The organism is Psychrobacter sp. SHUES1, from assembly GCF_001652315.1.
Lineage (GTDB): Bacteria > Pseudomonadota > Gammaproteobacteria > Pseudomonadales > Moraxellaceae > Psychrobacter > Psychrobacter faecalis.
Genome location: NZ_LXWA01000020.1, coordinates 34,041 through 47,171, shown reverse-complemented (window position 1 = coordinate 47,171; position 13,131 = coordinate 34,041). Strand labels below are relative to the sequence as shown.

General features: G+C 43.9%; 10 protein-coding genes. 6 read left to right on the top strand and 4 right to left on the bottom strand.

All coding sequences use genetic code 11. From position 1 onward, the window contains the following. Window positions 1-34: 34 nt before the first annotated feature. Window positions 35-1,054 carry a ferrochelatase gene (hemH, locus tag A7325_RS01470; protein ID WP_068404010.1) on the bottom strand — a complete coding sequence of 340 codons (1,020 nt, stop codon included), beginning with the start codon at window positions 1,052-1,054 and terminating at the stop codon, window positions 35-37. A 554-nt stretch (window positions 1,055-1,608) separates the two neighbouring features. Between hemH and metX the strand changes: the two genes are divergently transcribed. The 4 genes from metX to A7325_RS01450 all read left to right on the top strand — a co-directional run bounded on the left by metX (window position 1,609) and on the right by A7325_RS01450 (window position 5,906). Next, a complete protein-coding gene (gene metX, locus A7325_RS01465) occupies window positions 1,609-2,958 on the top strand; it encodes a homoserine O-acetyltransferase MetX (RefSeq protein WP_068404028.1) in 1,350 nt (449 codons plus the stop codon). Next, entirely contained in the window at window positions 2,955-3,572 is a 618-nt protein-coding gene (gene metW / locus A7325_RS01460) for a methionine biosynthesis protein MetW (RefSeq protein WP_068404008.1), read from the top strand. The genes metX and metW overlap by 4 nt, the downstream gene beginning before the upstream one ends. A 422-nt stretch (window positions 3,573-3,994) precedes the next feature. Further along, window positions 3,995-4,576: a tetratricopeptide repeat protein gene (locus A7325_RS01455; RefSeq protein WP_068404007.1), complete on the top strand. Its 582-nt coding sequence runs from the start codon at window positions 3,995-3,997 to the stop codon at window positions 4,574-4,576. Window positions 4,577-4,850: 274 nt separating this feature from the next. Continuing rightward, window positions 4,851-5,906, top strand: a complete 1,056-nt coding sequence (locus tag A7325_RS01450) for a rhodanese-related sulfurtransferase (protein ID WP_068404006.1) — start codon at window positions 4,851-4,853, stop codon at window positions 5,904-5,906. 115 nt (window positions 5,907-6,021) lie between these two features. Here A7325_RS01450 and A7325_RS01445 read toward each other — a convergent pair whose 3' ends face one another. Together A7325_RS01445 and serA are read right to left on the bottom strand one after the other, a co-directional pair. Further along, the gene (locus A7325_RS01445; protein WP_068404005.1) at window positions 6,022-6,555 is read right to left on the bottom strand and encodes a DUF488 family protein; all 534 of its coding nucleotides are present in this window, start codon (window positions 6,553-6,555) and stop codon (window positions 6,022-6,024) included. Between the two features lie 331 nt (window positions 6,556-6,886). Further along, the gene (serA, locus tag A7325_RS01440) at window positions 6,887-8,113 is read right to left on the bottom strand and encodes a phosphoglycerate dehydrogenase (protein WP_068404003.1); all 1,227 of its coding nucleotides are present in this window, start codon (window positions 8,111-8,113) and stop codon (window positions 6,887-6,889) included. A gap of 395 nt (window positions 8,114-8,508) precedes the next feature. On the opposite strand from serA, the gene A7325_RS01435 reads away from it, so the two are divergent. Next, the gene (locus tag A7325_RS01435; RefSeq protein WP_068404001.1) at window positions 8,509-9,969 is read left to right on the top strand and encodes an FAD-binding oxidoreductase; all 1,461 of its coding nucleotides are present in this window, start codon (window positions 8,509-8,511) and stop codon (window positions 9,967-9,969) included. A gap of 107 nt (window positions 9,970-10,076) precedes the next feature. Here A7325_RS01435 and A7325_RS01430 read toward each other — a convergent pair whose 3' ends face one another. Then, complete coding sequence (locus A7325_RS01430) at window positions 10,077-10,706, bottom strand: BLUF domain-containing protein (RefSeq protein WP_068404000.1); 630 nt, start codon at window positions 10,704-10,706, stop codon at window positions 10,077-10,079. Between the two features lie 738 nt (window positions 10,707-11,444). Here A7325_RS01430 and A7325_RS01425 point away from each other — a divergent pair. Beyond that, the gene (locus tag A7325_RS01425) at window positions 11,445-13,082 is read left to right on the top strand and encodes a carbon-nitrogen hydrolase family protein (RefSeq protein WP_068403999.1); all 1,638 of its coding nucleotides are present in this window, start codon (window positions 11,445-11,447) and stop codon (window positions 13,080-13,082) included. The last annotated feature ends 49 nt before the right edge of the window (window positions 13,083-13,131 follow it).

The following is a 13,131-nucleotide window of genomic DNA, read 5'->3' as shown; positions in this document are numbered from 1 at the left end:
TTATGTCCGGTATTTTTTTGACTTAAGAAAACCATTAAACCCAGCCATCGAGTGTACCAGCCCAGCCTTTAACCAACGGCAAACTGAGTGCTTCAAGCAAATCAATATGCGCCTCATCTAGGTTTAATGCTGGAATATAATGATACTCTTGCCCGCCTGCATTTAAGAAATTATCACGGTTTTCGATTGCCAATTCTTCCAGTGTTTCTAAGCAATCAGCAGAGAATGCCGGACTAATCACTTGTACCGAACGCACCCCAGATTTGCCCCAATCTTCTAATACCACATCGGTATACGGCTTGACCCATTCTTGCTTACCAAAGCGTGACTGAAAGCTGATAATCCACTCGTCATCTTGCAGACCAAGTTCGTGCGCCACTTGCGCAGCGGTACATTTACAGCGTTTTGGGTACGGATCGCCTTTATCAGCATAAGGCTGCGGAATCCCGTGAAAGCTAAACATCAGCTTTTCAGGCTTGCCATGCTCGGCTTGAAAGCGGCGAATCGAGTTGGCCAATGCTTGAATATACAGCGGATGCGCAAAGTAATCTTTGACAATGCTATAGTTTGGCAAGTTGCGCTGCTTTAGCGTCCATTTGGTCAAGGCATCATAGACTGCACCGCCAGACGAGGCAGAATACTGCGGAAATAACGGCAAGATAACAAAATGGTCAACCCCCTCGCTTTTTAGTGTATCCATCACGTCAGGCAAACCCGGATTGCCATAGCTCATCGCTGCATGTACAGAAACACGAAATGGCGCCACGCTATTTGCCAAGCGCGGCTCGAGCAGCTCAACTTGGCTGTTTAATATTTTGCGAATGGGCGAATCGCCTTCCCAAATACTGGCATAAGCCTTTGCTACACGTTTTGGGCGACTTGGTAGGACAAACAGATTTAAAATAATCGCCCACAAGAATTGAGGGATTTCAATCACGCGCGGGTCGGACAAAAACTGTTTTAGATAACGACGGACGGCGGGCGCGGTCGGCTCATCTGGCGTACCTAGGTTGACTAGTAAAACGGCAATACGGGGCGGCAATTGAGGTTTCATAAGGGCATTATCTATTCTTGGATTATGTTATTGTGAAGTTATAAGCTTTGATCAGCTAAAAGGAATTTCAAAACTCATATATTTTAGCCATTTATTTAGCAATAGGACTATTAAGCCTTAATTAATCACCCTTGGCAATTATCAAAATATACTAAGCAGACGATAGTCAATCACATACCAAATTATGGTTAAATAAAAAGGCTGATACTTATCATCAGTGTAGCATTTTATCCACCAAAAACGCAGGGCAAAACACATGCGGTTTAGGATTGCGACACCGTTAATACCTCAGCTACTGATACTTTGCCTGAAAGACTGCCTATCAAGGTTGTACTCCTAGGCGCATCGCCATACAATAGACAAGCTTATAATAAGAAAGTAGTTGGACCCCTTATTGTCGCGATTCTAGGTTTGTTTTATTTATAACCGTTTTTTATCCATAACCATTGTTTTATCCATAACTGTAACTGTTGTTTTGTGAGGTAGCTTTGAGCGCACGTTCTGATAGTACCAGTGAACATTCCACCAACCATTCTGCTAATGCGACCGATTCTATCGATTCGGTAGGCTCAGTTGGCCTCGTCACGCCGCAGACTTTTCATTTCGCTGAGCCATTGACCTTGGAGTGCAATCGCACCCTACCTTCATTCGATTTAATATTTGAAACTTATGGCACGCTCAATAGCGACAAATCAAACGCTATCCTTATATGCCACGCCCTATCAGGTAGCCATCATGCGGCAGGCTTCCATAGTGACGACGATAAAAAAGCGGGCTGGTGGGACAATATGATAGGCCCTAATAAAGCCATCGATACCAATCAGTTTTTTGTGGTTTGCGTCAATAATATCGGCAGCTGCTTTGGCTCTACTGGTCCGACCACCATCAATCCAGACAGTGTAAGCGATGAGGGTAAAGCGCAGGTTTATGGCCCCGACTTCCCCCTTGTCACTATCAAAGACTGGGTAAAAACCCAAGCCATGCTCTCAGACCGCTTGGGTATTGAGGTTTGGCATGCCATTGTCGGTGGCTCGATGGGCGGCATGCAGGCTATGCAATGGTCGGTCGATTATCCAGAACGCTTAAAACGCTGCGTGGTCATAGCCAGTACGCCAAAGCTTTCTGCGCAAAACATCGCCTTTAACGAAGTCGCGCGGCAATCCATTCTCTCTGACCCTGATTTTAAAGACGGGCGTTACTTACAGGCGGGTACTTATCCTCGGCGCGGGCTTATTCTTGCTCGCATGGTCGGTCATATCACCTACTTGACCGATGATGCGATGAAGGCAAAGTTTGGTCGTGATTTAAAGTCTGGCAAATTTATGTATGGCTATGATGTCGAATTTCAGGTCGAGAGCTATTTGCGCTATCAAGGCGAACGCTTTAGCGAAAACTTCGATGCCAATACTTATTTGCTGATGACCAAAGCATTAGATTATTTTGACCCGACGCGTGATTATCCGTCAGCGGTAGACTCATCAATACAATCATCGGCAGAGCTAGAAACCTCCCTCGCCGCAGCAGTAAAAGCCGATTCTACTGAGAAAGAGCTTGAGAAAACGGTAAACAGTAGCGCGGATATTGCTACTGCTGACAATGCTGATAACGTTAATGTAGCCAATGCAAAAGAGCTGAACGCGCTAAAAGCTGCCTTTGCTCATACAAAGTGCCAATATTTGGTGGTGTCATTTACCACCGACTGGCGTTTTGCGCCCGAGCGCTCACAAGAGATTGTCGACGCACTGATGGCAACTGGCAAACCAGTCAGCTATATCAATGTCGACGCCCCGCACGGTCATGATTCGTTTTTATTCGATATTCCACGTTATATGGGTGCGGTTAAAGGCTTTTTGACCGCGCCATTTATTGCCAATCGTTTGAAAGCCAAAGGAGCACGCTCATGAGAATGGATCATCAATTGGCTGAGCGTTGGATAGCGCCGCACTCGCATGTGCTGGATTTAGGCTGCGGTAACGGCGAGCTGCTCGCGCATTTACAGCAAAATCTAGGCGTCACCGGTTATGGACTTGAGATTGATGAAGATAAAATCAATGAAGCCATCACTAAAGGCTTATCCATCGTCGAGCAAGACCTCAATGATGGCTTGAATCGTTTTGCCGATAATAGCTTTGATACCGTGGTTATGGCGCGCGCCCTGCAAGCGGTAAAAGCGCCCGATATATTGCTGCTCGATATGCTACGCGTTGCCCGTGAAGCCGTGATTACCTTTCCTAACTTTGCCCATTGGCAAAACCGCCTGCATTTAGGCTTAAAGGGGCTGATGCCGGTTTCAGAAGCGCTCCCTTATGAGTGGTATAACACTCCAAACATTCACTTGTGTACCTTTAAAGACTTTGAGCAGCTGTGCGCGCAGCATGATATTCATATCATTAATCGCTTTGCGGTCAGTGACTCTGAAAAAGGCCATAAGCCGCTGATGACCGCATTAATCAGACAAGCACCCAATCTGCTCGCAGACGTCGCTATTTATCGGGTCACCAAACAAAAACCTGCTTAATAGTGAGGTTTACGCACGGGTTATTAACGAAAATTTAAATAAAAAAGTAATAATGTTAACCTTAATAGAATGTTAATTTATTCTTACGCTTAAGTAACTCTATGATTTTATTGAGGACCGCGAGGTATAAGTAGGCTTTAAATCGTGTAATTAGTATTTGAGTTTCGTAAGTTTGGGTGTTAAGCTAGCGAAATAGTGTCAGTCATACCCCATATACGACCGTTTATCGGATTTTTTAACCGTTTATCGGCTCTATTTGAGGTAACGACCACTAAATATATAAATGTTATTGCTAATGATTAGGTAAGAAGGTAGCGCAAAATTTCACCTAATTGTTATCGCCGCCTAACTGTCTCAAGCGAGACCATTTTAGCGGTGCAACTTTTTCTTTTGCTTATTAACTGCCTAATTTTGGAGCTGCTATGAAATTATTAAAAGCTGCGTTGTTTACTGCCTTGTTTTCTTGTGCGGGCCTTGCCAACGCTGAGTTAATATCAAACGTGCCACTTGATACCTCACGTTTCGAGCTAATGCCTATCAGTGAGCTGTCTGCCAGCGCTGCCCAAGGTAATAACCACGCCCAGTTTTACTTAGCCAAGCGTTTGCAAAAAGGTGAAGGCGTCGCCCAAAACACCCAGCAAGCTATCCAGTGGTATACCAAGGCCGCTCAGCAAGGCGTCGCCCCTGCTCAGTTGAATCTTGCTATCATGTACTTGCGCGGTGAAGGCGTTCAACCTAACTTGCAACAAGCGCGTCTATGGTTAGAAAAAGCCGCGATGCGCGGTGATAACCGTGCCAGCTATACGCTTGCCCTGCTCGATGAAAAGCAAAAAAATCTGGTCGATGCTTATAAATGGTACGACTTGGCTGCCCGTGATGGCATGCTGGATGAAAAAGTCCGCAATAAAGCACGCGGTAAAATCGGTCAATTGGCATTAAACTTATCAAGTGCTGATATCGCTAGCGCGCGTAGCAAAGCCGATACTTGGTTCCAAAGTAAGTAAGTTGTAATTTAGACTTTACACAGTAAATATAAAAAAGCTCAGTATCATACTGGGCTTTTTATTTGCCATTTTTATGATCTGTCATATTTCGATGAAATTATAGGAGGATAAAACCTCCAAAACCTTTTTAAAATTTGTTAAACTACGCCCGCATTAGCCAATTCCACAACCACGCTAGTGTTATGAATCTTACCAATTCATTTTAACAGTGAATTTTAAAAAGCACCTTAAGCCCAATGCACTAGGTTTGCGACCTAGCCAGCAGGAGAAACACATGAGTACCTCACAAACGACTGACGTACAAGCGTCAACTCACGCCAACGAATACGATAGCGTCACCAATAATATTGTCGTTGCCGCCCTCTATAAGTTCACCCGCTTTACCGATTTTGAGCAATATCGTGAGCCCATTTTAAATACCATGTTAGAGAATGACGTCAAAGGCACGTTATTAATCGCGAGCGAAGGTATTAACGGCACGATTTCTGGTAGCCGCCAAGGAATTGATAATGTCTTAGAATATCTGCGCAGTATCGAAGCCATCGGCAGCTTTACTTTTAAAGAGTCGTATACCGATGCCCAGCCTTTTTATCGCACCAAGGTGAAGCTCAAAAAAGAAATCGTCACCATGGGCGTGGAGAATATCGATCCATTACAGTCGGTCGGTCGCTACGTGAAGCCAAGTGAATGGAATGCGCTTATCTCAGACCCTGAGGTTATTTTGATTGATACACGTAACGATTATGAAGTTCAAATCGGTACTTTTCAAAACGCGGTTAATCCAAATACCGAAACCTTCCGCGAGTTCCCAGAGTATGTGGCAAAAGAGCTCGATCCTGCGAAACATAAAAAAGTCGCCATGTTCTGTACCGGCGGCATCCGCTGTGAGAAATCGACAGCCTTTATGCGTGAGCAAGGTTTTGAAGAGGTGTATCATTTAGAAGGTGGGATTTTAAAATATTTAGAAGAAATTCCAGCCAGCGAGTCCATGTGGCAAGGCGATTGCTTCGTCTTTGACAACCGTGTCTCGGTCAATCACAATTTAGAGAAAGGCAACTACGAGCAATGTTTTGCTTGCCGCATGCCAATTACTCAAGATGATATGCAAAGCGCTGCCTATATCAAAGGCGAATCGTGCCCGCACTGTATCGATAAAGCAACCGAAGAGCAAAAAGCGCGTTTTCGTGAGCGCGAGCACCAAATGCAGTTGGCAAAAAAACGTGGTGAAGCGCATATTGGTAGCGATGTGATCGATGTGATTGAAAAGCGCAAAGCAGCTAAGATTGAAGCTCGCCGTCAAGCGGAAACCGCCAATAAAGCCAAAGCTTAATAAGCTAAATCAACCAAAGCTTAACTGCATTAAGGTTTATTAAATAAGTCTTGTTAAATAAGAGCTATAAAAAAGAGGCCAACAGCGTCTCTTTTTTTTATAGCTCTTATTTATATTATACCGCTGGATAAATTACTTGGCCTTGACCCTTTAGCTCAGCCCCGGGTGTTGGCTTGGCAACATCCAAGCGACCAACGCCCATAATATGCTCTACCCTATGGCCTCGCAGCAGTAAATAGTCGGTAATGATACGCCGATGGCAACGCCACCATACTGCTTCAGAACACATAAGGGTAAGGCGCTGTTTTTTCCCGAGTTGAATAAGTTGATCGAGAGCGGCTTGAAAAGTATCACTTAACGCATAATCCGCGTAGTTATGAAAAGCCTGCACATGCCATAGATCATTAATGTGTTCATCGACCTGCTTTTGCTTCGGACGTCGCCCGCCAAGGTCGGCGCAGTGCTGATAACTGATGCCAACTTGACTGAGTGCTTTTGGAAAAGTATCGATATTAAAGACAGGATTGGTACGAGAACGCGGAAAGCTGCGCACATCGATGAGCAGTTCGATATCGGCTGCTTGAAGCATTTTAATCAGCTCTTCAAGACTACGGGTGGAATGTCCAATCGTATAAAATGTGGTGGTCATGGGTTAAGCCGTGATAAAGTTGTCGTTTTACAATTTATTGTTGTCGTCTTATTTTGCATGGTTTTGTCTTAAATGGTTCAATGGTTGTACTCATTCAATATTACCCAGCCTCAACCTGCTCACTCATTAGGACTTTTGTAGGACTATCGTGGTTGAAGGTCGCTAACGCAGCAAAATCAAGCAAAGCAAACCAAATCTCTACTACTTATAACGATACCCAACATAAAAAAATAGCAGACAACCACCAAGGTCATCTGCTATTTCATTTAACTTACTTTAAGACGTTAAACGTATCTTTATACCGTCAGTCTTAAGCGTTATGAATAATCTATTAAAATAAGATACGTACGCGAATGGTTTCTTCGACGTCTTTTAGCTGATCTAGAGCAGCACGTGAATCGTTATAATCCACATCCATCACCAGATAGCCAACGTCACCTTCGGTCATGAGGCTCTGCGCTAAAATATTGATATGCGCTTCAGCAAACAGACGGTTGATCTGTGACAATACGCCTGGGACGTTTTTGTGGATATGCAGCAGACGATGCGTGCCTTCTTTAAACGGTACAGAAACCTCTGGGAAGTTCACCGCAGTTGCGGTATCACCTTGGTCAGAGTAACGAACAAACTTATCGGCAACTTCAAGACCGATATTTGCTTGCGCTTCTTGGGTTGAACCACCGATATGCGGCGTCAAGATAACGTTATCGAATTTACGTAGTGGTGATTCAAACTCTTCATCAGCAGATTTTGGCTCTTTCGGGAACACGTCAATCGCTGCGCCCAAGATTTTACCTGACTCAAGGGCTGCTGCCAAATCATCAATCTCAACACAGGTGCCGCGAGCGGCGTTGATAAAGTAGCTACCATCTTTCATATGCGCAAACTGCTCAGCTTTCATCATGTAGCGCGTGCTTGGCACATCAGGTACATGCAAAGTGACGATATCAGCGGTTGATAATAGCTCTTCTAAGCTACCAACTTGTACAGCGTTACCCAGTGGCAATTTGGTCACAACATCGTGATAGATGACTTTCATACCAAAGCTTTCCGCCAATACCGACAATTGCGAGCCGATAGAGCCGTAACCCACGATACCGATGGTTTTGCCACGCACTTCATGCGAGTTGGTCGCAGACTTGCCCCAACCACCGCGATGGACGGTGGCATTTTTTTCAGGGATACCGCGATATAGCATGATGGCTTCGGCAAGTACCAGCTCAGCGACCGAGCGGGTGTTCGAATATGGCGCGTTAAAGACAGGAATACCCAAATCACGAGCGGCGTCCAAGTCGACTTGGTTGGTACCGATACAAAAACAGCCAATACCGATCAGCTTGTGGGCGTGCTCAAGCACTTCACGCGTCAGCTGCGTGCGCGAGCGAATACCGATAAAGTGAGCATCTTTAATCTTTTCGATCAGCTCATCTTGATCTAGGGCGTGACTGATATTCTCGATGTTATGGTAACCAGCCCCTTCCAATACTTTTAACGCATTGTCATGTAGACCTTCAAGCAATAAAAACCGGATCTTGTCTTTTTGTAGTGATAACGCCATGTGAGAACTGTCCTATAATTGTCTTATAAAAATCATCAGTGGGATAAGTCTGATGGATGAAACGAAAACAGTCTGGATATCTTACACAAAATTTGGCAGCGATGTTAGCAGATTAGATGAATTATTGCTTATCAAGCCTGAAAACTTTTTATGCTATAGTGAATCATGGTATATAAAACTTATAACCAAACCTTATTAAACTGTTTTTTAACGATTTAAGCGAGACAGATGGGCGTATGACAGCATCTCTATCTATCATTGCGCTACGCGCTCGCTTATACTTATCTAAACCTACTTATTTATATAAACACAGTTAGCACCGCTGGGTTATATCCATTTAGCGATATAATAATCCCTTTTATGCATAGCGCTTGCGTTTCTACCGAGATTTGACCATGACTTCTTTAGCTAGCCAAAGCAATACTACCACTCAAAATGATTCTCAAACCACTACCACTGCTATCCAAAATATCTTAAGCAGCTTGCTCGATGTCCATCAGTTTGACCCCAGCCAAATCAAAACTGATAGCGAGAGCCTCGAGCATTGGGGCAAAGACTGGACCAAGCATTTTGCGCCTGCTGCTGCTGCTATCGTCTTTCCGAAGACTACTGAGCAAGTACAAGCGATTGTCCTCCTTGCCAATGAGCACAATGTGGTCTTAACCCCAAGTGGCGGTCGTACCGGTTTGTCAGCTGGTGCCGTCGCCGCCAATGGCGAGATTGTCGTCAGTATGGATAAGATGAATCATATTGGACAGTTTTATCCTGCTGACCGCATGGTTGAGATTGAAGCGGGGGTGGTCACTGAGCAGCTGCAACAATTCGCCGAATCAAAAGAGCTTTACTACCCTGTCGATTTTGCCTCAGCAGGTTCCAGTCAAATTGGCGGTAATATCGGCACCAATGCTGGCGGTATTAAAGTGATTCGTTATGGCATGACCCGTCAATGGATTATGGGATTGACTGTCGTCACTGGAAAAGGTGATATCTTGCAGCTTAATCGCGGTATGGTAAAAAACGCCACCGGTTATGATTTACGCCAATTATTTATCGGTAGCGAAGGTACGCTTGGTCTAGTCACTCATGCCCAAATCAAGCTTGAGCGTCAGCCCCAAGACTTAAACGTCATGGTCTTAGGCATGGACAGCTTTACTGATGTGATGAATGTGCTATCGGCTTTTCAAGCGAAAATTGATTTGACGGCGTTTGAGTTCTTTGACGATGTCGCCATTGATAAGCTTATGGCGCATGGTCAAGTACAAGAGCCTTTTGAATCGCGCACCAAATTTTATACCCTGCTAGAGTTTGAAGCGCCGTATGAGCCTATCATGGACAAAGCCATGGCAATATTCGAGGAGTGCATGGAACAAGGTTGGGTCGTCGATGGGGTGATGAGTCAGAGTCTGGCGCAAGCAGAAGAGCTGTGGAAGCTGCGCGAATATATCTCTGAAACCATCTCAGTATTCACGCCTTATAAGAATGATGTCTCGGTACTTATCAGCTATGTACCTGAATTTATCGCCGAGATTGATCATATCGTCAGTAGCAACTACCCTGACTTTGAGGTCTGTTGGTTCGGTCATATCGGTGATGGTAACTTGCATCTTAATATCTTAAAGCCTGAAAACATGAGTAAAGATGACTTTTTTAGCGAATGTCAAATCGTCAATAAATACGTGTTTGAAACGGTGCAAAAATACGGTGGTTCAGTTTCTGCAGAACATGGCGTTGGTATGACCAAAAAGCCCTATCTGAATTATAGCCGTAGCGAGACTGAGATTGAATATTTACGCGAAGTCAAAAAAGTATTTGATCCCAATAATATTATGAACCGTGGTAAGATTTTTGATATGTAATTGCTTCAATTTATTATTATTGCAATAAGTTTGATGACATAAAAAGTGACGCTAAATATCAAATTTTAGCGTCATTTTTATATTATTGTTTAGCACCATAGCCCAGCTTATAAATATAGCAGCGCCAAACCGATGACCAACAGTACACTTAAAAACCCTTGCACCACTAAAAAAGCTTGATGCGGGGCGGCGATGTGGCGCACCATATTACCAAGCGCGTTATAGGTAATGCCGGCTGCTTTAATATGAGGCGGAGTGTCAAAGGTTTTGATAATTTGCAAAAACTGTTCGGTACGCTCAGCTGACCAACCGTGCGGCGCAAAGGGTAGATACGGCGACAATTGCGCTGCTTGTTTTTTGGTGGCAGGTGACCAAAGCCAACGCTCCAAAAACAGCAAACGCATGCGCCAGTCTGAAAAATCACGCTGTGTAATCACTTGTAATACGAGCACTTGCACGTCTTTATGGCGCTTATCGGCAAAAATGCGCTGCGTCAGCGCCGCCACTTTGGCTTTTTCACCCTCCATACATTGCAAAAAATGCCCATTGCCATAACATAACGTACCTGTGATACCGTGCTGCTCGTTATAATCACGCGCATGAGCTTCTACCTCATCAAATATTGCTGCATTTAACCGTGAAGCAAGCGTCAAGCTACTGACATACACCAACTGTATCAATGCAGTATCTGCTATTTCATCTAATTTGCTAAAGGCATTAGCATGAGTTAGGGGCATAATAAAAATCCTAAAAGGTCACCATTGAAGGCAACCGAAAAAATACGCCATCTAAAATGACGTGTAAAAAAATAAAAATATTACGGATAGTAAAGATGGTGCCTCACGAAAACTGAGCAATAAAATATGGTAATAAGACCTAGTAATAAAATCGGGCAACAAAAACCTAGCAAATAATTACGCCGCTTGTCTGTGATTGTTTATGGGAGTTGCTATCATAACCAGCGCAAAGAGAAACGTGATAATAAGCGTCATTTGCGCCATAAAGGGCTAGGGCATGTCCTCAATTCAATCGATAGTCCTCTAAATGGGCTAAAAATTAAGTTACCCGCAGAGAGTATTTAAAATAAAGACAAAACACAGTGGTAAAATGCACCCTTGCAAACTTGCTAAATCGCCTCATTAAAACAAATAATGACAAAGGCAGAATTTATAACTTTTGCGTATAACTCATTGTAAATGCAAAGATAAATGATTGTAACGTTTAAATAAGCCTATTGATATGCTTTTCTCGACATTATGGTCTAAAAAGTCGTAGAAAAATCTGGGCGCTGGCGTTTACTTTTAGCAATTGCATCTATGCGAAAACACCTTTTACGTGCTTTTCTTACGATTTTTAATAGCCAGTTTTTTATAAAAACCTTATTTATAGCTGCCCTTTTTAGCAAGATTTTTAGCAAAAAAATATTAATATCGATTTATTAAGACCGATTTACAGAGACGACAGACAGGAACATTATGAGCAAAATTGAAAAATTAGATGACTTTCACCTAACCATCGCTGAGATTAAGAAAAAAGACTACCCGCAGCTTAAAGCCTTGATGGATCGCGTTTATGTCAACTTGGGCGGAGCATGGTCAAAAAACACCATTCATGCTTTGATTGATGCCTTTCCCGAAGGGCAGATTGCGCTATTTGACCACGATGAGCTGATTGGCATCGTGCTCTCTATGCGCGTCGATTACAACAAGTTCTCTAACCCGCATACTTATGATGACTTAATCGGTCATAAAGAAATCATCAGAGACAACCCTGAAGGCGACGCGATTTATGGGCTAGATGCATTAATCGACCCTGAATATCGTGGTTACCGCTTAGGTCGTAGGCTCTATGATGCGCGTAAAGAGCTGTGCCGTCAGTTAAACTTCCGCGCTATTTTAGCCGGTGGTCGTATTCCCAATTATCATAATCATCAGGATTTGACCCCGGGCGAGTATATTGAGGCTGTAGAAGCGCGTGAGATTCATGACCCAGCACTGTCGTTTCAGTTATCCAATGGCTTTATTGTTAAACGTATTTTGACCGCGTATTTGCCAGATGATGCGCAGTCAAAAGGCTTTGCGACGTTGCTTGAATGGGCAAATATCTATTATGAGCCGCAAGATTATAAGCCGAATACCCGTAAATCTGAGGTGCGTATCGGCGGTATTCAGTGGCAAATGCGTGAAGTTGAGTCACCTGAAGAGCTGTTGCAACAAGTTGAGTTTTTCGTCGATATCATGGCCGACTACAACTCTGACTTTGCTTGTTTGCCAGAATTCTTTAACGCGCCATTGATGGGACTGTGTGAATCGACTGATCAAAACGTCGCGATTCGCTTTTTGGCCGGTTATACCGAATGGTTTAAAAACGAGATTTCGCATTTGGCAGTCAGTTATAACGTCAATGTCATCACCGGTTCCATGCCGTTTTTGGACGACGATGATACTTTATATAACGTCAGTTATTTGTGCCGCCGTGACGGTACGGTCGAAGAGCAGCGTAAAATCCACATTACCCCGCATGAGCGTAGCGCGTGGGTGATTGAAGGGGGCGATGAGGTCAAAGTATTTGACACTGATGCTGGTCGTATCGGTATCTTGGTTTGCTATGATATTGAGTTCCCAGAGCTTGCGCGTTTGATGGCGCTTGATGACATGGATATTTTGTTCGTCCCATTTTGGACAGATACCCAAAACGGCTACCTGCGCGTACGCCACTGTGCCCAAGCACGGGCGATCGAAAACGAATGTTATGTGATGATTTGCGGTTCGGTCGGTAACTTGCCGCAGGTTGAAAGCTTGGACATTCAATATGCGCAGTCGTCTATTTTCTCACCTTCGGATTTTGCGTTCCCGCATGATGCGATTATGGCAGAAACAACGGCCAATACTGAGATGGTATTTTTCTCTGACGTGAACTTAGACAAGCTTATTCACGTTCGTAATGAAGGCTCGGTACATAATTTACTTGACCGCCGTGATGATTTGTTTAGCTTAAAGTGGAAAAGAAAAGCCAAAGTGCCAGCGAGTAAATTATCAGATGCTGAGCGCCGTGAAAACTCAGGTAGCGTGCTTATCGGTGACCCATTGCAAGACCGCGCGAAAAAACCTTAAGCGCTTATATTAAAAGACAAGCATTAAACATAACAATCTAAAAATTATA